The 24985-nt window shown below is 75.1% G+C and carries 20 protein-coding genes; 9 read left to right on the top strand and 11 right to left on the bottom strand.

The window, feature by feature from the left end; translation table 11 throughout:
• Positions 1–18: 18 nt before the first annotated feature.
• On the bottom strand, positions 19–3510 hold the full coding sequence (locus OG946_RS25690; protein WP_326798365.1) for an ATP-dependent helicase: 3492 nt from the start codon (positions 3508–3510) through the stop codon (positions 19–21).
• A gap of 174 nt (positions 3511–3684) precedes the next feature.
• Complete coding sequence (locus tag OG946_RS25685; protein WP_326798364.1) at positions 3685–4062, bottom strand: MGMT family protein; 378 nt, start codon at positions 4060–4062, stop codon at positions 3685–3687.
• 161 nt (positions 4063–4223) lie between these two features.
• Between OG946_RS25685 and OG946_RS25680 the strand changes: the two genes are divergently transcribed.
• Entirely contained in the window at positions 4224–7118 is a 2895-nt protein-coding gene (locus tag OG946_RS25680; RefSeq protein WP_326798363.1) for a flippase-like domain-containing protein, read from the top strand.
• 21 nt (positions 7119–7139) lie between these two features.
• Here OG946_RS25680 and OG946_RS25675 read toward each other — a convergent pair whose 3' ends face one another.
• Entirely contained in the window at positions 7140–7415 is a 276-nt protein-coding gene (locus tag OG946_RS25675) for a YciI family protein (protein WP_326798362.1), read from the bottom strand.
• A 131-nt stretch (positions 7416–7546) separates the two neighbouring features.
• Between OG946_RS25675 and OG946_RS25670 the strand changes: the two genes are divergently transcribed.
• The gene (locus tag OG946_RS25670) at positions 7547–9109 is read left to right on the top strand and encodes an alpha/beta hydrolase (protein WP_326798361.1); all 1563 of its coding nucleotides are present in this window, start codon (positions 7547–7549) and stop codon (positions 9107–9109) included.
• 74 nt (positions 9110–9183) lie between these two features.
• Here the strand turns inward: OG946_RS25670 and moeZ are convergent, their stop codons facing one another.
• The 7 genes from moeZ to OG946_RS25635 all read right to left on the bottom strand — a co-directional run bounded on the left by moeZ (position 9184) and on the right by OG946_RS25635 (position 18470).
• The gene (moeZ, locus tag OG946_RS25665) at positions 9184–10362 is read right to left on the bottom strand and encodes an adenylyltransferase/sulfurtransferase MoeZ (RefSeq protein WP_326798360.1); all 1179 of its coding nucleotides are present in this window, start codon (positions 10360–10362) and stop codon (positions 9184–9186) included.
• 61 nt (positions 10363–10423) lie between these two features.
• On the bottom strand, positions 10424–11236 hold the full coding sequence (locus OG946_RS25660) for a spherulation-specific family 4 protein (RefSeq protein ID WP_326798359.1): 813 nt from the start codon (positions 11234–11236) through the stop codon (positions 10424–10426).
• Positions 11224–12291 carry an NAD-dependent epimerase/dehydratase family protein gene (locus OG946_RS25655; protein WP_326798358.1) on the bottom strand — a complete coding sequence of 356 codons (1068 nt, stop codon included), beginning with the start codon at positions 12289–12291 and terminating at the stop codon, positions 11224–11226. Before OG946_RS25655 ends, OG946_RS25660 begins: the two co-directional genes overlap by 13 nt.
• The gene (locus tag OG946_RS25650) at positions 12288–13412 is read right to left on the bottom strand and encodes a hypothetical protein (protein ID WP_326798357.1); all 1125 of its coding nucleotides are present in this window, start codon (positions 13410–13412) and stop codon (positions 12288–12290) included. The genes OG946_RS25655 and OG946_RS25650 overlap by 4 nt, the downstream gene beginning before the upstream one ends.
• A 425-nt stretch (positions 13413–13837) precedes the next feature.
• Positions 13838–15523: a DUF3492 domain-containing protein gene (locus tag OG946_RS25645; protein WP_326798356.1), complete on the bottom strand. Its 1686-nt coding sequence runs from the start codon at positions 15521–15523 to the stop codon at positions 13838–13840.
• A 155-nt stretch (positions 15524–15678) separates the two neighbouring features.
• Positions 15679–17025, bottom strand: a complete 1347-nt coding sequence (locus tag OG946_RS25640) for a DUF3152 domain-containing protein (RefSeq protein WP_326798355.1) — start codon at positions 17023–17025, stop codon at positions 15679–15681.
• A 437-nt stretch (positions 17026–17462) separates the two neighbouring features.
• Positions 17463–18470 (bottom strand): alpha/beta fold hydrolase, encoded by a 1008-nt coding sequence (locus OG946_RS25635; protein ID WP_326798354.1) that lies wholly within the window; start codon positions 18468–18470, stop codon positions 17463–17465.
• Positions 18471–18640: 170 nt separating this feature from the next.
• Between OG946_RS25635 and OG946_RS25630 the strand changes: the two genes are divergently transcribed.
• The 4 genes from OG946_RS25630 to OG946_RS25615 all read left to right on the top strand — a co-directional run bounded on the left by OG946_RS25630 (position 18641) and on the right by OG946_RS25615 (position 20481).
• The gene (locus tag OG946_RS25630) at positions 18641–18892 is read left to right on the top strand and encodes a hypothetical protein (RefSeq protein ID WP_326798353.1); all 252 of its coding nucleotides are present in this window, start codon (positions 18641–18643) and stop codon (positions 18890–18892) included.
• Between the two features lie 162 nt (positions 18893–19054).
• Positions 19055–19696 carry a TetR/AcrR family transcriptional regulator gene (locus tag OG946_RS25625; protein WP_326798352.1) on the top strand — a complete coding sequence of 214 codons (642 nt, stop codon included), beginning with the start codon at positions 19055–19057 and terminating at the stop codon, positions 19694–19696.
• Between the two features lie 123 nt (positions 19697–19819).
• Complete coding sequence (locus OG946_RS25620) at positions 19820–20047, top strand: DUF3107 domain-containing protein (RefSeq protein WP_018834999.1); 228 nt, start codon at positions 19820–19822, stop codon at positions 20045–20047.
• 143 nt (positions 20048–20190) lie between these two features.
• A complete protein-coding gene (locus OG946_RS25615) occupies positions 20191–20481 on the top strand; it encodes a hypothetical protein (RefSeq protein ID WP_442814484.1) in 291 nt (96 codons plus the stop codon).
• Between the two features lie 74 nt (positions 20482–20555).
• On the opposite strand, the gene OG946_RS25610 is transcribed toward OG946_RS25615, so the two are convergent.
• The gene (locus OG946_RS25610) at positions 20556–21338 is read right to left on the bottom strand and encodes a ferritin-like fold-containing protein (RefSeq protein ID WP_326798351.1); all 783 of its coding nucleotides are present in this window, start codon (positions 21336–21338) and stop codon (positions 20556–20558) included.
• A gap of 474 nt (positions 21339–21812) precedes the next feature.
• Between OG946_RS25610 and OG946_RS25605 the strand changes: the two genes are divergently transcribed.
• The 3 genes from OG946_RS25605 (at position 21813) to soxR (ending at position 24984) form a co-directional block, all read left to right on the top strand.
• On the top strand, positions 21813–23267 hold the full coding sequence (locus OG946_RS25605) for a DEAD/DEAH box helicase (protein WP_326798350.1): 1455 nt from the start codon (positions 21813–21815) through the stop codon (positions 23265–23267).
• 351 nt (positions 23268–23618) lie between these two features.
• Positions 23619–24479 carry an alpha/beta fold hydrolase gene (locus OG946_RS25600; RefSeq protein ID WP_326798349.1) on the top strand — a complete coding sequence of 287 codons (861 nt, stop codon included), beginning with the start codon at positions 23619–23621 and terminating at the stop codon, positions 24477–24479.
• 49 nt (positions 24480–24528) lie between these two features.
• Entirely contained in the window at positions 24529–24984 is a 456-nt protein-coding gene (gene soxR / locus OG946_RS25595) for a redox-sensitive transcriptional activator SoxR (RefSeq protein WP_326798348.1), read from the top strand.
• The last annotated feature ends 1 nt before the right edge of the window (position 24985 follow it).

The following is a 24985-nucleotide window of genomic DNA, read 5'->3' as shown; positions in this document are numbered from 1 at the left end:
GGGTCTCATACTGTGGTCTCACTCCACGACGTGCCGGCCCTCCGGGCGGGCGCTGCACGAGCTGCGGAAAGCGCACTGCGCGCAGTGGTCTCCCGGCGTCGGCCCGAAGCGCTCGTCGAGCACCCGGGCGGCGGCGGTCGCCAGCAGCCGGGGCACCCAGTCGCCCTCCGGCGGCGGCTGCTGCTGCACCTTCGGCAGCGCGTCGCCGCCCTCCCGGACGGGCGCCCCGATCCGCAGGTGGACCAGCTCGGCGCCGCCGGACACGGTGCGCTCCGGGCCGGCCGCGCCCTCGGCGACGGCGGCCTGGTACACGGCGAGTTGGGCGTGCTCGGCGACCTCGGGTCCGGTCGGCCGCGACTTGCCGGTCTTGAAGTCGACGACGTACGCGCGGCCTTCCGCGTCCTCCTCGACCCGGTCCATGGTGCCCTTGATCTGCACCTCGTACGTACCGGCCTTCAGCGTGACGTCGAAGTCCCGCTCGCTGGCCACCGGACGGCGGCCCCGCTCCAGCACGTGCCAGCGCAGGAAGCGCTCCAGGGCCGCGCGCGCGTTCCCCTTCTCCTGCGCGGACTTCCACGGGGCGTCGAACGCGAGGCCGTCCCAGACGCCGTCCAGGCGCTCCATGAGCGCGTCGAGGTCGGCGGGGGTACGGCCGGAGGCGACCTCGTCGGCGAGGGCGTGGACGACGAGGCCGAAGCCCTGCGCGGCGGAGGCCGGCGCGTCGGCGCGTACCTCCCGGCCGAGGAACCACTGCAGCGCGCAGGTGTCCACCAACTGCCCCACGGCGCTGCCGGAGAGCGCGACGGGCAGGTCGCGGTCGCGCAGCGGCACCGCGTTCTCGGTCGGCTCGTCCAGGCCCCACCAGCGGTCCGGGTGCGCGGCGGGCACCAGCGGACGGCCGTCGTCCGCCGGCGCCGCCAGCCGGGCCAGCCGCTCGGCGGCGGCGGCCCGCAGGGCGTCGGACGCCTCGGGGTCGACGGTCGTCGCGCGCAGTTCGGCGACCATCGCGGCGACGGACAGCGGGCGGCGGGGGCGTCCTGTGACGTCCTTGGGGTCGACGCCCAGCTCCGCGAGGAACCGCGACGGCTGGTCGCCGTCCTCCGCGGGCGCCTTCACGGCGGTGACGACGAGCCGTTCGCGGGCGCGGGTGGCGGCGACGTAGAAGAGCCGGCGCTCCTCGGCGAGGATCGCGCCGGGCGGCAGCGGCTCGGCGAGGCCGTCGCGGCCGATGCGGTCCGCCTCCAGCAGGGAGCCGCGGCGGCGCAGGTCGGGCCAGAGGCCCTCCTGGACCTGGGCGACGACGACGAGCCGCCACTCCAGGCCCTTGGCGCGGTGGGCGGTCATGAGGCGTACGGCGTCGGGTCCCGCGGAGTCGTCGGCGCGGCGGGTGAGGACGTCGGCGGCGATGTCCTGGGCTTCGAGCTCTTCGAGGAAGTTGAGTGCGCCGCGGCCGCCGGTGCGGTCCTCGGCGCGGGCGGCGGTCTCGAAGAGGGCGCAGACGGCGTCGAGGTCGCGGTCGGCGTTGCGCCCGGCGGGACCGCCGCGGGCGGCGGCGCGCTGGAGCCGTCCGGGCCAGGGGGTGCCGTCCCACAGCTCCCACAGCGCGGCTTCCGCGGTGCCGCCGCGGGTGAGGAGGTCGCGGACCTTGCGCAGGAGGAGGCCGAGGCGGAGGGCGTTGCCGGCGTAGGCGCGGTCGTGGACGACGAGGCGGCGGGGCTCGGCGAGGGCCTCGGCGAGGAGGACGTCGGAGGGCCGCGGTACGGAGCGGCCCGCGGCCCGCTCCTCGTCGCGGAGCGCGCGGCCGAGGCGCCGCAGGTCGGCGGCGTCCATGCCGCCGAGGGGGGAGGAGAGGAGGGCGATGGCGACGTCGGGGGGGATCCAGGGGTCGGGGGCGGGGGTTGGGGGGGTGTCGTTGGCCGGTGCGGGGTCGGTGTGGGGGTTGTCGGGTTCGGGGGCGGTGTGGGGTTCGCCGGCTGGTGCGGGGGCGGTGGTGCGCTCGCTGGGGTTCGTCCCCGGGTCGGGTGCCGCGTCTTCCGTCGCGTCGGTCGGCGGCGCCTTCGGCGCCGGGACTGCCACCCGCCCACCCGTTGCCTGCGTACGCCCGGGGGCCGCTCCGCTGCCGGGCTCCGCGCCGTCCGCGTCCCCGGTACTCCCAGGCGTCGTATCGCCGCCAGGCGTCGTATCGCCGCCCTCTCCCTCCTCCGTACGTCCCCCCTGGGCCGCCGCGGGCAGTACCGCTGCGGCCGTTGTTCTCAGGGCTGTCAGCAGGGGCTGGACCGCCGGTTCGTGGCGTAGGGGGAGGTCGTCGCCCGCTATGTGGAGGGGGACTCCCGCCGAGGTCAGGGCGCGGCGGACCGACGGGATCGTGCGGGCGCCCGCGCGGACCAGGACCGCCATCTCACGCCACGGGACGCCCTCTTCGAGGTGCGCCCGGCGCAGGATGTCCGCGACGTTGTCCAGTTCGCCGCTCGTCGTCGGGTACGTGTACGCCTCCACCCGCCCCCCGTCGCGCACCGGCGCCAGCCCCCGGTGTGCCCGTACCGCCGCCGACGGCAGCCGCGGCAGCGGCATCCGGCGGGTGAGCAGCCGCGTCGCCGCCAGCGGCTTCGCGGCCGAGCGCCGCGACGTGCGCAGGACCGCGACCGGCGCGGGCGCGCCGTCCCGCCGCGGGAAGACCTCCGGGAACGTCAGGATCCCCCCGACGTCCGCCCCCCGGAACGCGTAGATCGACTGGTCCGGGTCGCCGAAGGCGACCAGCGTCCGGCCGCCGCCCGCCAGCGCCCGCAGCAGCCGCACCTGCGCCGCGTCCGTGTCCTGGTACTCGTCGACGAACACCGCGTCGTACCGCCCCGCCAGCTCCGCCGCCACCCGCTCCGACTCGGCCAGCAGCACCGCCCGGTGCACCAACTCCGCGTAGTCGAGCACCCCCTGCATGTCGAGCACGTCCAGGTACTCCGCCAGGAACTCCCCCGCCGCCCCCCAGTCCGGCCGCCCCGCCGCCGCCGCGAAGCTGTCCAGCGCCGCCGCCCCCAGGCCCAGCTCCCGGCTGCGCGCCAGCACCGCCCGTACCTCGTCGGCGAACCCGCGCGTCGTCAGGCAGGCCCGCAGCTCCGCCGGCCAGGAGACCCGCGCGCGGGCGCCGTCCGCGTCGTGTCCCGCGAGCAGTTCCCGTACGACGACGTCCTGTTCTGGCCCTGACAGCAGCCGCAGCGGCTCGACGAACATCTCGGCGTCCTGGTGCGCCCGCACCAGCGCGTAGCAGTACGAGTGGAACGTGCTGGCCTGCGGCGCCGGCGCGCCGTCCAGCCGGGCCGCCATCCGGTCGCGCAGCTCCACCGCCGCCTTGCGGCTGAACGTCAGCACGAGGATCCGCTCGGGGTCCGCCCCGCGCCTGATCCGTTCGGTGACGGCCTCCACCAGAGTCGTCGTCTTGCCCGTCCCCGGTCCTGCGAGTACGAGAAGCGGTCCGTCCCCGTGATGAACCACCGCGCGCTGCGCTGCGTCCGGCACAGGGGGGACCGGCCGCACGGGCGCGGTGCGGACGAGCCGGTAGGCCGGGGAGGGGACGGACAAAGTGCTCACATGTATCGCCGGGGGCAGAGGTCGGAAGGGAGGTGCCGGTTGCCGAACCGTACTCCGTACGGGCGGCGGCCCGGGCCGTTTGGTGCCCGGTGTCGGAAGCTGTCAGATATGACCCTCGACACCGTCGCCGCTGCCGTCCCAGCGGGCGCGGCGGAGGTCGATGCGCTGGTCACCCGCGGTGGTGGCGCGCAGGGGCGTGCCCTCCACCCGGTACTGCTCCAGGGCCTCGCGCTCGTGGCCTGGAAGCGGCCGGCCGTCGGCGCGCACCACGCGCCACCAGGGCACGGCGCTCCCGTAGAGCGCCATCACCCGGCCCACCTGGCGCGGCCCGCCGCGGTCTATGAACTCCGCCACATCCCCGTACGTCATCACGCGGCCCGGCGGGATGCCCTCTGCCACGGAGAGCACCCGGTCCGCATACTCGTCGAGAAGGCCGGCGTCCGGGCCCGGGGGGCCGGCGGAGGGTGTCGCGTCGTCCATCCGCCCCATCCTGCCCCAGACCGCCGACAGTCCGGCGCGGCGACCGGCAGCGGGCACACCGCTGTAAAGCACACCCGGATGCGACCATCGGAGACATGCTCGTGCCACCATCGTGCGGGCGGTGACTGGTGATACGAGACGAAGACGGGACAACCCAGGGCATGCGGCGCGACTCCGCGGCCGAGCCTCCGCCGGCAGAGCCGGTCACGGAGGCGCAGAGCCCTGCCCGCCTGGACGGTGCCGCGCGGGACGAAGGGGACGCGCGCCGCGGCCGGGGTCCGCGCGTGCAGCAGGGCGTGGACGAAGCGGTGGACCCTGCGCGCGACGAGCGGGACGGGCAGGCCCGCCCCGACGGGCAGGAAGGGCGTGACGAGCCCGACGAGCGGGCCGGGCAGGGCTCGTACGACGAGCAGGACGCCGACCGCGACGACTCCCCCGACCACCCCCGCGGCCTCTACGACACCCCCCGTCCCCAGTCCCCCGCCACCGCCCGGTACGACTCCCGCCGCCGCGCCGCCCCCGGCCCCATCGAGGGCGACGACCCCCTCCTGCCCGCCCGCGTGCACCGCCCCTCCGACCTCATGCGGCTGCTCCTCGGCGTCCTCGGCATCGCCGCCGTCCTCGGCCTGGCCGCCGTCGCGCACGCCACCACCGAGGGCCTGGAGGAGGACATCACCAAGGGCGCCGAGTACACGCCCTCGTTCGTCGTCACCCTCGGCGGCCTGACCTCCAGCATCGCCGTCCTCATCGTCCCGGTCGCCTTCGCCGTCGAACGCCTCGTCAAGCGCGACGGGCTGCGCATCGCCGACGGCGTGCTCGCCGCCGTCCTCGCGCACGGCGCCGGGCTCGCCGTCTCGCTCTGGGTCTCCGAGGCCGCCCCCGGCTCCGTGCAGGGGGCGCTGACGCAGATCGCCCGCGACGGCGAGCGCACCGACCCCGTCCACGGCTATCTCGCCCCCGTCATCGCGTACATGACCGCCGTCGGCATGGCCAGGCACGCCCGCTGGCGCGTGCTGATGTGGACGGTCCTGGTGCTCGACGGCCTCGCGGTGCTCGTCGGCGGCTACACCACCCCGTTCGCCATCCTGCTCACCGTCCTCATCGGCTGGACCGTCGCCTACGGCACGATGTACGCGGTCGGCTCCCCCAACGTCCGCCCCACCGGCCGCAACCTCCTCGCCGGCCTGCGTCGCGTCGGCTTCCGTCCGGTCAGCGCGCTGGTGCCCGAGGAGCAGCCGGACCTGGACGGCGACGGCCGCGGGCGGCGGTTCGTCGTCACGCTGGAGGACGGCCCGCCGCTGGACGTCACCGTCGTCGACCGCGAGCAGCAGGCCCAGGGCTTCTTCTACCGCGCCTGGCGCCGCCTGTCGCTGCGCGGCGTCTACCAGCGGCGCAGCATGCAGTCGCTGCGGCAGGCGCTGGAGCAGGAGGCGCTGCTCTCGTACGCCGCGATCGCCGCCGGCGCCAACGCCCCCAAGCTCATCGCCACCTCCGACCTCGGCCCCGACGCGGTCATGCTCGTCTACGAGCACACCGGCGGCCGGCCGCTGGCCACCGTCGCCGACGAGGCGATCACCGACCGGCTGATGCGCGAGAGCTGGCGGCAGGTCAAGGCGCTCCAGTCGCGCCGCATCGCGCACCGCCGGCTGGACGCGGACGCCGTGCTGGTGACGCGCTCGGGCAAGGTGATCCTCACCGACCTCAGCAACGGGGACATCGCCGCGGGCGACGTCGTGCTGCGCATGGACATCGCCCAGTTGCTGACCACGTTCGCGCTGCGCGTCGGCGCCGAGCGGGCGGTCGCGGCGGCGGTGGAGGTCCTCGGCCCGGACGCGGTCGCCGACGCGCTGCCGCTGCTCCAGCCGATCGCGCTGACCCGGGACACCCGCGCGGAGCTGCGCCGGCTCTCCCGGGAGCGGGCGGCGCGCGAGCGGGAGGCGGTCATCGAGGCGTCGCGGTCGCGCAAGCACCAGGCGGCCGGGGACCGCAAGAGCATGCGGGCCGCCAAGCAGGCCGAGAAGCGGGCGATCGAGGGCGCCCTGGACGAGGCCCGCGAGGAGGACGTGCTGACGCAGATCCGCCAGCACGTGCTGCTGATCCGGCCGCAGGCGCCGGTGGAGCCGGTACGCATCGAGCGGATCAGGCCGCGCACGCTCGTCAGCATCATCGCGGGCGTCTTCGCCGCGTACTTCCTGCTGACGCAGCTCACCCACGTCAAGGTCGACGACGTGCTGTCGCAGGCGAACTGGCGCTGGGCGGCGCTGGCCGCGCTCTTCTCCTCCGCCACGTACCTCGCCGCCGCGCTGTCGCTGCTGGGCTTCGTCCCCGAGCGGGTGCCGTACGGGCGCACGGTGCTGGCGCAGGTCGCCGCCTCGTTCGTCAAGCTGGTCGCCCCGGCGGCGGTCGGCGGGGTCGCGCTCAACACCCGCTTCCTGCAGAAGTCGGGCGTACGGCCCGGCCTGGCGGTGGCGAGCGTCGGCGCCTCGCAGCTCTTCGGTCTCGGCAGCCACATCCTGCTGCTGCTGACCTTCGGCTATCTGACGGGGACCGAGCGGACGCCGTCGCTGTCCCCGTCCCGTACGGTCATCGCAGGACTGCTGGCGGCGGCGGTGCTGATCCTGATCATCACGGCCGTGCCCTTCCTGCGGAAGGCCGTCTCGTCGCGGATCCGGTCACTCTTCGCGGGCGTGGTGCCGCGCATGCTGGACGTGCTCCAGCGCCCGCAGAAGCTCGCGGCGGGCATCGGCGGCATGGTGCTGATGACGCTGTCGTTCGTGCTCTGCCTGGACGCCTCGGTACGGGCCTTCGGCGGCGACCTCAGCTTCGCGAGCGTCGCGGTCGTCTTCCTCGCCGGCAACGCGCTGGGCTCGGCGGCCCCGACGCCGGGCGGCGTGGGCGCGGTGGAGCTGGCGCTCACGGCGGGTCTGACGGCGGCGGGGATGCCCAGCGACACGGCGCTCTCCGCGGTGCTGCTGTTCCGGCTGCTGACGTTCTGGATGCCGGTGCTGCCGGGGTGGCTGTCGTTCACCCACCTGACCCGCAAGGGCGCCCTGTAGCCGGGCCCCGTCGGGGCCGGGTCAGAGGTCGACGACGTTCCAGGGGCGGATGCTCCACTTGTCCACCAGCCCGTTCGCCACGTACGGGTCCCTCCTGACGAACTCCTCGGCGGGCCCCGGGCCTTCGGTCCGCCAGACCAGCAGGCCGCGCGGCGGGGCCTCCGTCATGGCGCCTGCCATGAAGAGGTCGCCGCGCCGGTGGTACTCGCGGATGAGGTCGAGGTGGGCCTCGCGGTAGGCGTCCCGCCGCGCCAGGTAGTCGTCGACGTAGGAGTAGTCGAGGACGTAGTAGGACACGCGGCCTCCCTGGTGGCGGGGGTGAACGGTACGGGGACCACCGTACTCACCCGTACGCCCCGTGCAGCGCGCGGCCGTCCGCGCCCCGCCGGACGATGGCAGTCCGCCACCGCCGAGACCGGGGAGCCGCCGTGCGGGTCACCAAGCCGACCACCGCCGTCACCGCCGCCACCGTCCTTCTGACCGCCCTGGCCGCGGGCGGCTGCGGCATCGCGTCGTCGTCCGAGCGCGACGGAGGGCTGGAGGACGGCGCGGCGGCCGCCGGCATCCACTGGGGGGCGTGCAAGAACCTCCCCAAGCCCGCGCCCGGAGCGCCGGCCGCCGAGACCGACTGGGAGTGCGGCACCCTCGACGTACCCCTCGACCACGACAAGCCGGACGGCGAGAAGATCGGCATCGCCATGATCCGCGCCAAGGCCACCGGGCCGCGGGAGGACCGCATCGGCTCGCTGCTCTTCAACTTCGGCGGCCCCGGCGGCTCGGGCATCGACACCCTGCCGGGCCTCGTCTCCCAGTACAAGACGCTGCACAAGCGCTACGACCTCGTCAGCTTCGACCCGCGCGGCGTCGGCCGCAGCGAGGGCGTGCACTGCCTCGACGACCGCGCGCTCGACAAGTACTTCGCCGCCGACAACACCCCCGACGACAAGGCGGAGGAGAAGGCGTACCTGGACCGGATCCACGACTTCGCCGCCGCCTGCGAGAAGAAGTCGGGCAAGGTGCTGCCGCACGTCGCCACCGAGAGCGCCGCCCGCGACATGGACCTCATGCGCGCCGCGCTCGGCGACGACAAGATGCACTACTTCGGCATCTCGTACGGGACCGAACTGGGCGCCGTCTACGCCCACCTCTTCCCCGAGCGGATCGGCCGGGCCGTGCTCGACAGCCCGGTGGACCCCACGCAGAACAGCGCGCAGCGCTCGCTGGCGCAGGCGAAGGGCTTCCAGCGGGCGCTGGAGAACTACGCCGAGGACTGCGCCAAGCAGGGCAAGCAGTGCCCCCTCGGCGACGCCGCCTCCGGCGAGCCCGCGGTCGCCACGGAAGACGTCGCGGACCTGCTGGAGCGGCTCGACGGCAAGCCGATCCCGGCCTCCTCCGGCCGCGACCTGACGGAGTCGCTGGCCACCGGGGGCATCGCGCAGTCGCTGTACTCCAAGCAGCTCTGGCCGCTGCTGACGCAGGGCCTGGAGCAGGCGCAGGACGACGACGGCGCGACCCTGCTGCTCCTGGCCGACGCGCTCAACGGCCGCGAGCCAGACGGGCACTACAGCACGCTCCAGTCGTCCTTCCTCGCGGTCAACTGCGCGGACACCAAGGACCGCTACTCGATCGACGACATCCGCGACCGGCTGCCGGAGTTCCACAAGGCGTCGCCCGTGTTCGGCGACTTCATGGCCTGGGGCCTGGCGTCCTGCGACGGCTGGCCGGTGACGGGCAAGCGCTCGACGCCGCAGGTGAGCGCGAAGAGCGCGGACACGATGCTGGTCGTCGGCAGCACGGGCGACCCGGCGACGCCGTTCGAGGGCACGCAGCGGATGGTCGACGCGCTCGGCGGCGACGTGGCGGTGAAGCTGACGCGCGTCGGCCAGGGGCACGGGGCGTACGGCAGCGGCAACCGCTGCACGCAGGAGGCGGTCGACACGTACCTGCTCGACGGCCGGGCCCCGAAGAACGACACGACCTGCCGCAAGTAGCCCGGCAGGACAGACAGACGTGCCGCCGCCGGAAACCTCCGGCGGCGGCACGCCGCGTCGTCGTACGCCCTGCGTCAGTAGATGGGCTTGTCCGGCTCGATCTGGTTCACCCAGCCGACCACGCCGCCGCCCACGTGCACCGCGTCGGCGAAGCCCGCCGACTTCAGCACCGCCAGGACTTCCGCGGACCGGACACCCGTCTTGCAATGCAAGACGATCTTCTTGTCCTGCGGCAGCCCCTCCAGGGCGTTGCCCATCAGGAACTCGTCCTTCGGGACCAGCCGCGCGCCCGGGATCGAGACGATCTCGTACTCGTTGGGCTCCCGGACGTCGATGATGTCGATGTTCTCACCGTCGTCGATCCACTCCTTGAGCTGCTTCGGAGTGATCGTGGAGCCGGCCGCGGCCTCCTGCGCCTCGTCGGAGACGACGCCGCAGAACGCCTCGTAGTCGATCAGCTCGGTGACGGTCGGGTTCTCGCCGCAGACCGCGCAGTCCGGGTCCTTGCGGACCTTGACCTGGCGGTACTGCATCTCCAGGGCGTCGTAGATCATCAGCCGGCCGACCAGCGGGTCGCCGATGCCGGCGAGCAGCTTGATGGCCTCGTTGACCTGGATCGAGCCGATCGACGCGCACAGCACGCCCAGCACGCCGCCCTCGGCGCAGCTCGGGACCATGCCGGGCGGCGGGGGCTCGGGGTACAGGCAGCGGTAGCACGGGCCGTGCTCGGCCCAGAAGACCGACGCCTGGCCGTCGAATCGGTAGATGGAGCCCCACACGTACGGCTTGCCGAGCAGCACGCAGGCGTCGTTGACCAGGTAGCGGGTGGCGAAGTTGTCCGTGCCGTCGACGATCAGGTCGTACTCGGCGAACATCTCCATGACGTTCGAGGAGTCCAGCCGCTCCTGGTGGAGGTTCACCTTCACGTACGGGTTGATGCCCAGCACCGTGTCGCGGGCGGACTCCGCCTTGGGGCGGCCGATGTCCGCCTGGCTGTGGATGACCTGCCGCTGCAGGTTCGACTCGTCGACCTCGTCGAACTCGACGATGCCGAGCGTGCCCACACCCGCCGCGGCCATGTACATCAGCGCGGGCGAGCCGAGGCCGCCGGCGCCCACACAGAGCACCTTGGCGTTCTTCAGCCGCTTCTGGCCGGCCATCCCGACGTCCGGGATGATCAGGTGGCGCGAGTACCTGCGGACCTCGTCGACGGAGAGCTCGGGGGCGGGCTCGACCAGCGGTGGCAGCGACACGGGGACTCCGTAAGCGTGTGAGAGCACAGTGGGTCTTCCGGTAACACTGCCACGCGCCTCCTCATTCCGAGACACCCTGTCCGAGACGCGAGACAAGGTCGTCCCAGTAGCCGGGCAGCGCCTCCCAGCCCGGCCGGTCCGTGAAGAACACCGAGGCCGCGCCCTGCCAGCGGGCGACCCGCATCGCCTCGTCCAGATGCGTCGGCGGTACGCCGTGGACCAGGTGGCAGAACCGCTCGGCGGGGTGCTCCGCGGTCCACTCGGCGACCTGCGACCAGCGGTAGTCCGCCCACGGGCCGGCGAAGGTGACGAGCTGGTCGGCGGCCTCGGCGTAGCCGGGGTACGGGTGCGTGCCGATGCCGAGGACGACGTGGGCGCCCGGGGCGAGCGCGCCGAGCGTCGTCGTGACCCGCAGGACCTCCGGCAGCAGGTCGCGGTCGGCGGGGCAGCGGCGGAAGTAGAAGCCGTCGACGCGGTACCACTCCAGGAACCGGTGCGCCTCGGTGATCAACTCGCCGAAGGGGCGGCGGCCGTGGCGCAGATCGAGCAGCCCCAGGGTGCGCACCCGCGCCGACTTCAGCCGGCCCGCGGCGTCCAGGCAGTGCGGGTCAGGACGGGCGCCGGGCCCGCCGGCGACGTCGAGCACCGTCCAGTGGACGGCGCCCGCGGCGGCGGGCCGGGTCAGCTCGCCCCACTCGACGGGGGCGACGAGGGGGTGCGCGTAGCCGGGGACGGCGAGGCGGAGGGGGGTCCCGGCCGGCTGCGGCGGGTGCTGCCGCCGGCCCTCGGGCACGGGCGGTACGCCCGGCAGGTCCCGTAGCGCCGCGGCCGCGCCGGGCGGTCTGCCCGGCCCGTCAGGTCTCAGATGCGGCATGCCGCCTCCATCCAGATGTCCGCAAGGCTCTCCTCGATTCCGATCCGGGGCCGCCAGCCGAGGCGGTCCCGTGCCGTCCTGATGTCCGCCTGCTGCCAGGCGCCGCACCCGTCCGGATACGGATACGCCGCGGCGACCGCCGCCGGTTCCGCGCCGGGGCCGCCGTTCGTGCCGTGGCCGGGTCCGTGCGCGGGACCGTGGCCGTGGCCCAGGGGGTGGCCCATGCCGTGCCCCGGGCCGTGGCCGCCGTGCCCGAGGCCGTGTCCCGCGCCCGCGGGCTGCGGGATCCGGCCGGTCAGCGTCGTGTCGTACTCGTGCAACTGGCCGCTGTACCCGGCGATCCGCGCCAGCGCCGCCGCCGCGTCCCGCAGCCGCACCGCGCGCCCGCCGCCGATGTTCACCACGCCCTGCGCCGCCGACAGCGACGCGGCGTGCACCGCCCGCGCCACGTCCCGTACGTCCACGAAGTCCCGCTGCGCGCCGATCCCGCCGAGCTTCAGCTCGCCGTCGCCCTGCTGCATCGCCCGCCGCAGCGCCTCCGCCAGCCGGCCGAGCGGGGAGCCCGCCGGGGTGCCGGGGCCCGCGGGCGAGAACACCCGCAGCACGATGGCGTCGAGCCCGGAGCCGAGCACCAGCTCGGTCGCGGCCAGCTTGCTCACGCCGTACGGGCCGCCGGGGCGCGGCAGCGCGTCCTCGGCCGTCGACGAGCCGGCCGGCGAGGGCCCGTACTCCGAGGCGCAGCCCACGTGCACCAGCCGCGCCGAGCAACTGCTGCGCCGCATGGCCTCGCAGAGGGTGGCGACGGCGACGGTGTTGTGCCGGGTCAGGTCGCGGGCGCTGCCGCGGGTGGTGCCGGCGCAGTTGACGACGACGCCCGGGTGCACGGCGTCGAGGAACCGGGTCAGCGCGCCCGGGCTGCCGGACGACAGGTCGAACCGCACGTCGGCGTCGTCGCCGCGGCCGAGCGCGGTGAGCTGCACGGCGGGGTCGGCGAGCAGGCGGTCGGCGACGTAGCGGCCGACGAAGCCGGTGCCGCCGATGAGCAACACCCTCATCGCGCACCCCCGTCGTTCGAGCTGGGCGTGGCCAGTGGTGGTGCGGTCATCTCGTTGTGCTCCTTGCGATGAGCGGAGGCTCGGGTGAGTGCGCGGCCGGCGTACGCCAGCAGCGCGAGCGCGGCGAGGCCGCAGGCGACCGCAGGCACGGCGGCCATACGGAAACCTGCGGAGCCGGCGACCAGCAGCTCGACCGGACGGCCGAGCACGGCAAGCCCGGGAACCCGGGCGGCCAGGACCAGCAGCAGCGCCGTGACCTGCGCGGCGCAGGCGGCGGCGAGGCCGTACGCGGCGGCCCGGGGGAAGCCGTGCACGGCGAGCAGCCGGGCGAGGAAGAGCAGTGCGCCGAGGGCGCAGGCGGCGGCGGGGACGGCGGGCCGGGGAGTGGCCTCGCCGAGGGCCGGTCCCGCGGCCACGGCGGCGAGCTGCAGCGCGCCGAGGACGGCCAGCACGGCGGCGACGGCGGCGGCGAGCAGCGGGCGGGCCCGGGCGCGGAACTCGGCCAGATCGCGGCTCTCCCGCAGGCCGCCGCCGGCACGGGCGGCGAACCACCGGGCGACGGCCGCGGCGGGCAGCACGGCGGCGGTGAGCGCGGCGAGTGCGGCGGCGGTGGCGTACGGCACGACGGGCGCGCGGGTGACGCCGGTGGCGCCGCCGAGCAGTTCGCCGAGGAACCAGTCCCCGTAGACCGCGTACGCCAGCAGCCACCCGACGGCGAGCCCGGCCGCGGGCGGCAGCCCGGCCCCGACCCGCAGGGGCCCCCGCTGCAACCCGAGCACCAGCGCGACCACGGCCCAGGCGACGCCTGCGGCGGTCAGCGCCACCTGCACCCGGCCGTGCAGCCCGGCGGCTCCCAGCACGAGCAACCCGCCGCCGAGCGGCAGGAGATGAGCGAGCGGGGCGAGGGGGGTACGGGGCCGGGGGCCGCCCGGCGGCGGAGGCTCGGCGCCGGGCCGCCGGGTCCGTACGTACACCTCCTCGGCGAGGGAGAACACATCCCGGTGCCGGTACCGCACCGCCGTCCGGTCGGTGACGCCGTGCGCCTCAAGCCCGGCGGCGATCTCCAGCGGATCGACGGCCCGCCGGCACAACTCCCGGTGCCGGTACATGAGCCCCCGCACGGGATCGGCGGACCCGCGCCGCGGCCGGACGGCCGGGGCCGCGGCGGCCGAGGACCCGGCGACGGGAGCAGCCCCGCCCGCGGCGGGCCCGGCAGGCTCGGCCGGGGCGGAGGGGGGAGCCGACTGAGCGGTGCGGGGCGGGCCCGGGTGCCCGGCGGCCGCAGCGCCCTCGGCGCGCCGCGAGGCGGCGCCTGAGGAAACTGCCTGCCCGCCTGGCGCAGCAGTCCCTGTCCCCGCAGCTTCCGCCGCCCCCGCGCCGGGGGAACCCGCCTCGCCTTCGGCGGGCGGGGGGTGGAGGGACGTTACGGCGGGGGGTTCCGGGCGGGGGCCGAAAGCTTCCTCCAGGGCTTCCGCCAGGTCTTCCGCCGGCGTGGGGGGCGACGGCTCCCGCGTCTGCGGCTCCGGAGTCGCTCTCGGGCCGTCCGTCATCGGTCGGCCCCCTCAAGCACGGCGCCCGCACCCACCCGGCCGGCATCCGGCACCGGCGTGGCCGCCAGATACGCCTCCGGAGGGTGCGCGAAGGGGTGCGGGGTGGCACGGGCCGGGGCGGGGGCCGGGCCGTGGGAGGCCAGCTCCAGGTAGAGGGAGCCGAACGCGTCCACGTTCTGCTCCGCCGTGAACAGTTCCACCGCCCGCGCCCGCGCCGCCGCGCCCAGCCGCGCGCGGCGCGCCGGGTCGCGGAGCAGCGCCAGGCAGGCGTCCGCCAGCGCCCGCGGGTTCCGGGGCGGGACCACGAGGCCCGTGCCGCCGATGACCTCCCGGACCGCGCCGACGTCCGTCGACACCGTCGCCCGGCCGCAGAGCATCGCCTCGACCAGGCCCACGGGGAAGCCCGCCACGACGCTGGAGAGCACCGTCACCCCGCCCGCCGCATACGCCGCCGCGCGGTCCGGCAGCGACGGGTCGCCGATCTCCTCGAACGACACCGGGCTGGCGCCCACCGCGTGCGCGTCGGCCGCCTCGTCGGGGAAGAGCTGGGCGGCCAGCGCGCGGCAGTGGTCGCGGTAGCCCGCGTGGGCGGCGGCCGGGGGGCCCGTCTCCGCCACGACGAGGTGCGCGGCCGGCTCCTCCCTGCGGATCTCCGCGAACGCGTGCAGCAGCGCGATGAGATCGACGGCCGGCTCCATCCGTCCTGCCCAGACCAGGGTGCTGTCGTCCCCGGCCGCCGGCAGGTCGGCCACCTCGGCGAACCGCGCCGCGTCCATGCCCGGGTACACCGTCCGCAGCCTGTGCCCCGGCGCGCCCAGGCGCAGCGCCCAGCGCCGCGCGTGCGCGTTGCCCGGGGTCACGAGGGCCGCCTTGGCGTACGCCTCGGCCGCCAGCCGGCGGTGGAAGGCCGCCACCAGCGCCCGTACGGTCACGGTGCCGCCGGCGTACGCCCCCCAGCCGCTCTCCAGGTAGTGCCGCCGCAGCCGCACCCCGTACTCCGTCACCAGCAGCGGCGTGCCGAAGAACCGGCGCGCCAGCAGCCCCGGCAGCGCCGCCGGGCCGCCGGACAATGCGTGGCACAGGGCGGCCCCGGCCAGCCCGGCGCCGCCGTCCCCGTACCACCCGGCGCCCAACGGCCGCAGCGCCCGGTCCAGATGCGCCGCCACCGTCAGCAACTCCGCGACACGCGCCCCCTGCACCGCCGGATGTACGCCCGGCGCCCGGCAGGCCCGCTCCAGGATGCGCACCGCCTGCTCCTCGCGCAGCGCGCGCCCCGGCCCGCCCGCGTCCCTGGCCAGCTCCGCCAGCCCGTAAAGACCCGAAGCGAAACGGTCCTGCCCGGACTCCCGCCCGGCTTCCCGCCCCGGCACCTCCCCGGCGCCGCCGGCCGCCAGCGCGCCCGCCAACTCCGCGAAGTGCTCGGCGAACCGGCGCCGTTCGGCGCGCCCGTAGCGGCGCTCGCCGGGCACCGGGCGCCACAGCGGCGCGACGTGCACCGCCCGCACCTGCGGCGGCAGCGGTACGAGCCCCGACGCCTCCTGCGCCGCATCGACCGCAAACGCGAAAACGTCGAACTCATGGTGCGCAAGCCCGCGTACGAGCCGGTCGCACCACCCCGGCGACTCGCCCGCGGCGAACGGGAATCCGCCCTCCGCGAGAAGGCCGATGCGCAACGAGAACACCCCCGAAACTGCTGTGGCTCCATCCGGTGGGAGGACGGTACGCACGCGGAGGGGCAGCGCGATGGACGGTTGTCCGTCGCACCACCGGAAGGGGTGAATACCCGTGACTATTCGGGGTGTGGGGCGTTTTGCCCGCTCCCGTCACCCGCCGGGGGTCAGTCGCGCGGGAACGGCCAGGGGTTGGGCTTGCAGGTGGCGCCGTCCGTCGACAGGTACTTCGTCTGCTGCATCATCACCGGCGCCAGCGCGCCGTCCTGCGCGCAGCCGACGTGCCCGTTCCCGAGCCGGTGGCCGACCTCGTGGTTGATGAGCATCTGCCGGTACGCGTGGATGTCGTCGCCGTAGGTCTTCGAACCCTGCGCCCACCGGAAGGCGTTGATCATCACGCGCTCGGTGGCGGCGGAGTCGCAGGACACGTCCTCGTCGCCGGTGTCGAGCCCCGACTTGGCGCACCACTCGTCGGTGGTCCCGGGGCTGGCCAGGGTGATGACGAACACGGACTCCTGGTCCCGGCCCACCCGCTCGAAGGTGCGGTCGCCCCGGCCGCCCCAACTGCGCTCGTCGTTGAGCGTCTTGTGCACGGCGGCCGCGAACAGCTCGCCGTCGAGCGGCAGTCCGTCCTCGACGTCCACGCGGTAGGTGACGACCTCGCCGCGGCCGGGCGCCTTGTCGCGGCCGGGGACGGTGGTGAGCTTGCCGGAGCCGGTGAGGTTGCGGCTGAGGGGGTACGTGGCCGCCATCTTCTCGGTGTACGTGGCGGGCACGGCCCGCGCGTCCTCGCCGGCGTCCGAGCCGTCCCGGTCGTCCGGGGCCGCAGGGTCGTCGCGGTCGCCGGAGCGGGAGGCGGCGTCGTCGTCGGGGCCGGCGCGCTGCTTGCGCTCGTCGGAGGCGGCGGCGTCGGCGCGCTTGGCGCGGCCGTCGGAGACCTGGCCGGCGATGGCCGCGGCGAGCGCGCACGTCACGACGGCGGCGGCGACTCCGGTCACGACCCGGCCGCGGTTGGTGGAACGCTGCCGGCGGCGGTGGCCGCCGCCCGTGGGGTGCAGGGCGGTCGCGGCGTCGTCGGGCGGTCCCTCGTCCCCGGGCGGCGGCCAGCCGAGGTCGTCGGCGGCGGGGGCGGGCCCCGGCACGTCACCGGGGCGGCGCGCGGTGGGACCGGCGGCGTGGCCGGGCCCCGGCCCGTCGAAGGCATCGAGGTAGTCCTGCCGTACGGGCGTGGGCGTGGCGGCGACGGTGGCGGCGCCGAGCCCGCGCCCGGGCTGCTCGTACGGCGGGACACCCCACCCGCCGCCGGGCTCCCGGTGCTCGGGGTGGCCGAGGGGGCGCTCGCCGGTGTCGTCCGTGGGGGCCGTGCGGCCACGGGACGGGCGCGGCATCCCGTGCACGGGCGGCGGCCCGCCGGGCCCGGCGACGCGCCGCATCGACCCGGTGTCGCCGACCCGCGGCGTCGGCCCGGTGTCCGAGACGCGGGGAATCGGCCCGGTGCCGGAAACCCGCGGCATCGGTCCGGTACCGGCGGAGCGCGGGATGGGGCCCGTGTCGGAGACCCGCGGAATCGGACCGGTACCGCCGGCCCGCGGAACGGGCCCCGTATCGGAGACCCGCGGCACCGGACCAGTATCGGAGACCCTCGGCACCGGACCCGTATCGCCGAACCGCGGCAGCGCGCCCGTACCCGAGACCGTGCGCCCGTCCCCCGGCGCAGGCGGCACCCGCGGCACAGGACCCGTGTCGGAGACCCGCCGCACCGGACCCGTGTCCGTCACCCGCGGGATCGGGCCCGTGTCGCTGATCCGCGGGATCGGCCCCGTGTCGCCCCGCCGCGGCAGCGGCGGCCGCGGCCCTGACCCGGGCGCCGGCCCGGACCCCGACCGGGTCCCGCCGCCGTCCCGCGCCTTCTTGCCCTTGCCGGACGCGCTGTGCCTGCCCACCGTGTGTGTCAGCTCCTGCCGGGGCTCGCGTCTGCGATCCCTGTCTCGTACTCGTCCAGCATCTCGGTGAACGCCCTGGCCACCACTTCCGGGTACTCCATCATGGCCACGTGCCCGGCCGCAGGCAGGACCAGCAACCGCGAGTTGCGGAACGCGGCCTTCGCCCGCCGCGCCATCCTGAACGATACGAGTTGGTCGCGCCGGCCGTAGATCAGCAGCGTAGGGGCAAGCACCCGCTCGGCCAGCCGCCACAGCGAATGCTGCCCGCCCAGGGTGTACGCGCCGACGACCCCGCGCGCCGACCGCTCCAGCGCGTCCCAGTGGTACGGCAGCCGCATGCGCCTGGCGTACTCCCGCGCGTGCTCCGCGAAGCCCTCCGGGCTGACCCGGCCCGGGTCGCCGTAGCAGAGGGCCAGCACCGCGCGGGTGCGCTGCTCCGCGGTCCAGTCCCGGGTCAGCCGGGCGAAGAGCGCGGTGACGCCGGGCACGGCGAGCAGCGCGGTGGGCATCGCGGAGCGCTGCGGGGGCAGTTCGGGCAGCGCCGGGGAGACGAGGGTGAGGGTGCGCACCAGGTCGGGGCGGAGGGCCGCGACGCGGGTGACGATGGTGCCGCCCAGCGAGTTGCCGAAGAGGTGTACGGGGCCGCGGTCGGCGGCGTCGAGGTAGCGGATGACGGCGCGGGCGTGGCCGGAGAGGGAGTAGTCGCCGTCGTCGGGGGGCGGGGAGTCGCCGAAGCCGGGGAGGTCGACGGCGTCGCCGTCGACGCGGGCGGCGAGCAGGGGGCCGAGGCCGGCCCAGTTCAGCGCGGAGCCGCCGAGCCCGTGCACGTACACCGCGGGCGGCAGTCCCGCGCGCGCCGGGGGGTGGCCGCGGACGGCGACGGTGAGTCCGGGGAGCGTCACCCGCCGTCGCTCGACGCCGCCCCGGCCTTCGGGAGGAGAGGGCGGCACAGTCCCGGGCGAGCCGTTCGCCGGGGATACTTCGTCGCCCGCCAGAGAGCGCTCTGTCGACGGCATGGGGGCAATGTTACGAGACAGTCACGCAGTGGTTCATGTGTTCGCGCTCACAAGCCGCCTCGCGGCCGAAAGCACCCTCTCTTACGCTCGTACGGAGGACGTATGGAGGACACCACCCGAAACTGTGCCCGAAGTCCGGGTGACGAACGACGCGGACAGGAGACGACGCCATGGCGGCCGACCCGCAGGATTCGGACACCTTCGACGAGCCCGCCCGCCGTACGGGGCAACCCGGGAGAGCGGAGGACCCCGCGGAACGGGACGCCGAGACCCCGGAGGCGGACGCCGCGGAGCAGCGCGCCGAGGTGGACCAGCGCGACGAGGACGTCACGCCGGGCGAGCGCGACGGCGTCGACGCGAACCCCGCGGACGCCGCCGAGCAGGCGCGCGTCGTCGAACAGGACGAGGACGAATACCGGTGACGTGCCCGGCATTGCCCCGGTTCACCCCGGGTCAGGGGCGATGAAATTTCGCGCAGCGACGGAGCGCCGGACGATTACCCGCACGTACGATGGCACCTGCGGTCGGCCCGCCGGACAGGCCCGGCGTCCCGGGGGCGATCATCTCAGGAACCAGGAGGCGCAGTGACAGCCATGGAGCAGGCCGAGACGCGTCCACGCAGTACGAGGCTTCCCCGCCGCGCGCGCCGCAACCAGCTCCTCGGTGCGGCCCAGGAGGTCTTCGTCGCCCAGGGGTACCACTCCGCCGCCATGGACGACATCGCGGACCGCGCCGGCGTCAGCAAGCCGGTGCTCTACCAGCACTTCCCCGGCAAGCTGGAGCTGTACCTCGCCCTGCTCGACCAGCACTGCGACGCGCTGCTCCAGGCGGTGCGCGCGGCGCTCGCGTCCACGTCGGACAACAAGCAGCGCGTCGCCGCCACGATGGACGCGTACTACGCCTTCGTCGAGGACGAGGGCGGCGCCTTCCGGCTGGTCTTCGAGTCCGACCTGACCAACGAGCCCGCGGTGCGCGAGCGCGTCGACCGGGTCAGCCTGGACTGCGCGCAGGCGGTCAGCGAGGTCATCGCCGAGGACACCGACCTGCCGGTCGAGCAGGCGATGCTGCTCGCGGTGGGGCTCTGCGGCATGGCGCAGATCACCGCGCGGTACTGGCTGGGCTCCGGCCGGTCCATCCCGCGCGACGAGGCCGCCCGCCTGATCGCCTCGCTCTCCTGGCGCGGCATCGCCGGCTTCCCGTTGCACGGGGGCCCGGAACAGCCGTAGGGGCGGCCCGCGGACACGTCCCGTAGCGGTGTTCGCTGCGGGCGTGCAGGCATCGGTCCCGCGGGGTGTGCACGCCGGGTTAGTGTGCACTCGTACATCCAACTGACCGAAAGGGATCAGGCCGTGGAGGTCAAGATCGGCGTGCAGCACGCCCCCCGAGAGATCAGCCTGGAGAGCGGGCAGTCCGCCGAAGAGATCGAGAGCGCGGTGGCGGACGCGCTCGGCGGCAAGTCGGAGGTGCTGACCCTGGTCGACGACCGCGGCCGGAAGATCCTCGTGCCGTCGGGCCGCATCGCCTACGTGGAGATCGGCGCGCCCACCGCGCGCAAGGTGGGCTTCGGCGCCCTCTGAGGGCGGATCCCCCGCTCGCGCAGCTCGTCCGGCCCCCCGGTGTCCGACACCGGGGGGCCGTCGTTTGCCCGCGGATCCATGCGGGTAGATCCGGAGCGTCCGGTTCACCCCAGCAGTGGGGCCCAACGAAGGGCGGGCGAGAGATGATGATCCTGGCAGCCGTACTCTCCGCAGTCATCGGCCTGGCGATTGCGCTGGCCGCACTCTCCCGCTATCCGGATCGGTTCCGGCACCGGAACCTGACGCTGGCCACAGGCCCCGGGGCCGCCGTCCTCGGCGCCGCCCTGGCCCACACGGTGCTGGGCGCGGGGAATCTGCCGATCGTCCTGCCGGTCGCCGGAGCCTTCTCGGCGGCGATACTGTCGCTGCTGGTCAAGAACCGGGAGCGGAGCCGCCCCGCGGCGGCGTACCTGGCGGGCCGCCCGGTGCGCTGAGCGGTCCGTACCCGTACCCACCCCTGGAACCAGGAAGACGCACGCGCGCCCGGGCGGACCGCCCGGGCGCCGCGCTATGCGGAGAGGCCGAGCGCCGCCATCCGCTTGGTGTGCGCCTCGGTGATACGTGAGAACATCCGCCCCACCTCCGCCAGATCGAACCCGTCGGCGACGCCGCCCACGAGCATCATCGACAGCGCGTCCCGCTCCGCCACCACCCGCTGCGCCTGGCTCAGCGCCTCGCCCATCAGCCGCCGCGCCCACAGCGCCAGCCGGCCGCCCAGCCGCGGGTCGGCCTCGATCGCGCTGCGGACCTTCCCTACGGCAAAGGTCGCGTGCCCGGTGTCGTCCAGCACGCTCAGCACCAGACCGCGGGTGTCGGAGTCCAGCCGGACCGCGACCTCGCGGTAGAAGTCGCTGGCGATCGAGTCGCCGACGTACGCCTTGACCAGGCCCTCCAGCCAGTCGGACGGCGCCGTCTGGCGGTGGAACTCGTTCAGCGCGGCGGCGAACGGCTCCATCGCCCGCGCCGGGTCCTCGTCGATCTCGGCCAGCCGGTCCCGCAGCCGCTCGAAGTGGTGGAACTCGGCGGCGGCCATCGCCGCCAGCTCTGCCTTGTCCTCCACGCCGGGCGCCAGCTTCGCGTCCTCCGCCAGCCGCTCGAAGGCGGCCAGCTCGCCGTAGGCGAGGGCGCCGAGCAGGTCAACGACCGCGGCCCGGTACTGCGGGTCGGCGGCGGCCTGCGCCCAGTCCTCGGCGGCTACGCCGGATGCGGCGGCGGTGTCGCCGGCGTCGCCGGTTCCGCTGGTCTCGCCGGTGTCCTGGGGTGCGGCCTCGTCGGCAGGGGGAGTCTCCATAGGAGCGGAATATAGCGGCCCGCAGGGACCTGGGAAGAGCCTGGTCAGCCCGTGGACTATGAGACATCGCACAACACGGCTGCACGATTTTAGGTAGAGTGGTATAGCACTCGCCGGTCACGGCGGGTCCCCCATGCCGCGGGCGTGAGCCCGGAGGCGCGTGGGAAGCATGTACTGAAGGATGCCCGGTCGGTGGCCCGATCGGCTCCGACCCCGACCGCTCTCAGCGGAGCCCGTGCGGCCTGTCCCGCCGTACGCACACCGCCGGAGGGAATTCTCGCGGCTTGAGCGCGCGAGTGACGGTTGAAGTGGTCCCGCGCCACCCCGCGCGGTACGACCCCCGTCCCCCGCCGCTCGCCGCGACCGACAGAAGAGGCAAGCATCCTGTCCACGTTTCGAGACCTGGGGATCCTCCCCGAGACTGCTGAGGCCCTGGAGGCCGTGGGAATCACCACTCCTTTCCCCATTCAGGAGATGACCCTTCCCGTGGCCCTCGCCGGCACCGACGTGATCGGCCAGGCCAAGACCGGTACCGGTAAGACGCTCGGCTTCGGCCTTCCCCTGCTGGAGAAGGTCGTCGTCCCCGCCGACGTCGAGAACGGTCGCGCCGACACCGGCGCCCTGACGGACGCCCCGCAGGCGCTCGTCGTCGTCCCCACCCGCGAGCTGTGCGTCCAGGTCACCAACGACCTGCTGACCGCCGGCAAGGTCCGTAACGTCCGCGCGCTGTCGATCTACGGCGGCCGGGCGTACGAGCCCCAGCTTGAGGCGCTGAAGAAGGGCGTCGACGTCGTCGTCGGCACCCCCGGCCGCCTCCTCGACCTCGCAGGCCAGCGCAAGCTGGACCTGTCGAAGATCAAGGTGCTGGTGCTCGACGAGGCCGACGAGATGCTGGACCTCGGCTTCCTGCCGGACGTCGAGAAGATCATCCAGCAGTTGCCCGCCAGGCGGCAGACGATGCTGTTCTCGGCCACCATGCCGGGGCAGGTCATCGGCCTCGCCCGGCGCTACATGTCGCAGCCCACCCACATCCGCGCCACCGCGCCGGACGACGAGGGCGCGACGGTCGCCGCCGTCGAGCAGCACGCCTTCCGGGCGCACTCCATGGACAAGCCGGAGATGCTGGCGCGCATCCTCCAGGCCGAGGGCCGCGGGCTGACCATGATCTTCTGCCGTACGAAGCGCACGTGCGCGGACGTCGCGGAGCAGTTGACCCGGCGCGGGTTCGCCGCCGGCTCGGTCCACGGCGACCTGGGCCAGGGCGCGCGCGAGCAGGCGCTGCGGGCGTTCCGCAACGGCAAGGTCGACGTGCTGGTCTGCACGGACGTGGCGGCGCGCGGCATCGACGTCGCCGGCATCACGCACGTGATCAACTACCAGACGCCGGAAGACGAGAAAACGTACCTGCACCGCATCGGCCGCACCGCCCGCGCGGGCGCGTCCGGCACGGCGGTCACGCTGGTCGACTGGGACGAGATCACGCGCTGGCACCTGATCAACAAGGCGCTGGAGCTCGACCTGGAGAACCCCGAGGAGACGTACTCCACCTCCCCGCACCTGTACGAGGCGCTGCGCATCCCGGAGGGTACGAAGGGCGTGCTGCCGCGCGCCGAGCGCACCCGCGCGGGGCTCGGCGCCGAGGAGCTGGAGGACCTGGGCGAGACGGGCGGGGGCCGCCGCGGCGCGGGCTCGCGCCGGTCGGCCACCGAGGAGCGCCCGAAGCGGACCCGTACGCAGCGGGAGCGCCGCCGCACGCGGAGCGGCCGCCCGGTGGCGGCCGAGGCCGCCGAGGGCGCCGGGGCCGCCGCCGAGCCGCGGGAGACCGCGGCGGAGCCGGCCGCGGCCGCGGCGGACGCCGCACCCCGCAAGCCGCGCCGCCGCCGTCGCCGCACCCGCAGCGGCAACGCGGGCACGCCCGCGGCGGAGTAGCACAGCAAGTCCGTTCGGGCCCGGGACATACGTCGTGACGTACGTCCCGGGCCCGCGGCTTGCAGCGAGCGGAGGCGATACGCGACAGGGGGCGCCGCCGGCGGGAACGGCGGCTTCCGCCACCACGGCGCCGCCGCCCCGCCGCCGCGATCCCGCCGCGATCGCCGGTGGCTTCGTCAACGACCGCCGGAGGCCCCTGCCGCGGCCGACAGTGCCGCCGCCCTGCCGCCCAGTGGTCGCGGGCCCGCCTCGCCGACACCCGGCGCACGACGCTGCGGCCGGGCCGCCTCGGTGCCGCTCCCCCGCGCCCCCGCGGAGCGGCAAGAGTACGGCCGCGGCTAGGGTCGGGGGATGAGCAAGCCGCCGTTCGTCGCGTTGCCGGGTGGGGTCGAGGCCCTGCGGGTCGAGACCCCCCGGGGGGCGTTCGCCGCGCTGCGGGCCGGGCGGCCCGTACACGGGACCGCGCTCCTGCTGCCGGGGTTCACCGGCAGCAAGGAGGACTTCATCGCCCTCCTCGAACCCCTCGCCGCCGCCGGCTTCCGCGTGTTCGCCGTCGACGGCCGCGGCCAGTACGAGACCGAGGGCCCCGCCGACGAGGCCGCGTACGCGCAGGACGAACTCGCGCAGGACCTCCTCGCCCTCGCCACCGCGCTCACCGCCCCCGACGATCCCCCGCTCCACCTCCTCGGGCATTCCCTCGGCGGGCACATCTCCCGCGCCGCCGCCCTCCGCGCGCCCGGCGCCTTCGCCTCGCTGACCCTGATGAGCTGCGGTCCCGGCGTCGTCTGCGACGAGCAGCAGTCCCGCGCGAAGCTCCTCGGCGACGCTCTGGCCACGTACGACATGGAGACCGTCTGGCAGGCCATGCGCGCCTTCGACCCGCCCGAGGCCGCCGACGCCCGCATCCCCGCCGACGTGAACGACTTCCTGCACCGCCGCTGGCTCGGCACCAGCCCCGCCCAGCTCAAGGCCACCGCCAGGCAACTGTGCGAGGAGCCCGACAGGACCGCGGAGCTGGCCGGCCTGCCGCTGCCCGTGCACGTGCTCACCGGCACGTCCGACTACGTGTGGCCCGTGGCGCAGATGGACGACATGGCGCGGCGGCTGCGGGCCCACCGCACCGTCGTCGACGGCGCCGACCACTCCCCCAACGTCGACCGCCCGGCCGAGACCGCCGCCGCGCTCGCCGCGTTCTGGTCGGCCGACCGGTAGTGGTGCATAGAACCTCAACCGTGGTTGAGGTCAAGTTACCCTGGCGGACATGACGCACCACCTCTCCCCGCGGGCCAGGGAAGCCACGATCGGCGAGCTGTCCGACCGGAGCGGAGTCCCCCGGTCGGCGCTGCGCTTCTACGAGCGCCACGGCCTGATCAGCAGCCGCCGCACCACCGGCAACCAGCGCCGCTTCTCCCGGGACACCCTGCGCAGGGTCGCGTTCATCCGCGCCTCGCAGCGCGTGGGGATCCCGCTGGCGGCGATCCGCGAGGCGCTCGCGGTGCTGCCCGAGGGCCGTACGCCCACCCGCGCCGACTGGGCGCAGTTGTCGGAGGGCTGGCGGAAGGACCTCAACACCCACATCCGCCGGCTGGAGCGGCTGCGCGACAACCTCACCGAGTGCATCGGCTGCGGCTGCCTGTCGCTCGACAAGTGCGCGCTGGCCAACACCGACGACCGGCTGGGCGAGCGCGGCCCGGGCGCCCGCGGCCTCGGGGTGTGAC

The sequence above is a fragment of the Streptomyces sp. NBC_01808 genome (genome assembly GCF_035917395.1).
GTDB lineage: Bacteria > Actinomycetota > Actinomycetes > Streptomycetales > Streptomycetaceae > Streptomyces.
This window is presented reverse-complemented; position numbering and strand designations above follow the sequence as displayed.

Coding starts and splice junctions, on each gene's coding strand:
- OG946_RS25685 (WP_326798364.1), bottom strand. CDS start 4,062: ATGGACGACGCGACACCCTCCGCCGGCCCCCCGGGCCCGGACGCCGGC.
- OG946_RS25680 (WP_326798363.1), top strand. CDS start 4,224: ATGCGGCGCGACTCCGCGGCCGAGCCTCCGCCGGCAGAGCCGGTCACG.
- OG946_RS25660 (WP_326798359.1), bottom strand. CDS start 11,236: ATGCCGCATCTGAGACCTGACGGGCCGGGCAGACCGCCCGGCGCGGCC.
- OG946_RS25655 (WP_326798358.1), bottom strand. CDS start 12,291: ATGAGGGTGTTGCTCATCGGCGGCACCGGCTTCGTCGGCCGCTACGTC.
- OG946_RS25640 (WP_326798355.1), bottom strand. CDS start 17,025: ATGCCGCGGGTTTCCGGCACCGGGCCGATTCCCCGCGTCTCGGACACC.
- OG946_RS25635 (WP_326798354.1), bottom strand. CDS start 18,470: ATGCCGTCGACAGAGCGCTCTCTGGCGGGCGACGAAGTATCCCCGGCG.
- OG946_RS25630 (WP_326798353.1), top strand. CDS start 18,641: ATGGCGGCCGACCCGCAGGATTCGGACACCTTCGACGAGCCCGCCCGC.
- OG946_RS25615 (WP_442814484.1), top strand. CDS start 20,191: ATGATGATCCTGGCAGCCGTACTCTCCGCAGTCATCGGCCTGGCGATT.
- OG946_RS25610 (WP_326798351.1), bottom strand. CDS start 21,338: ATGGAGACTCCCCCTGCCGACGAGGCCGCACCCCAGGACACCGGCGAG.
- OG946_RS25605 (WP_326798350.1), top strand. CDS start 21,813: ATGACCCTTCCCGTGGCCCTCGCCGGCACCGACGTGATCGGCCAGGCC.
- OG946_RS25600 (WP_326798349.1), top strand. CDS start 23,619: ATGAGCAAGCCGCCGTTCGTCGCGTTGCCGGGTGGGGTCGAGGCCCTG.
- soxR (WP_326798348.1), top strand. CDS start 24,529: ATGACGCACCACCTCTCCCCGCGGGCCAGGGAAGCCACGATCGGCGAG.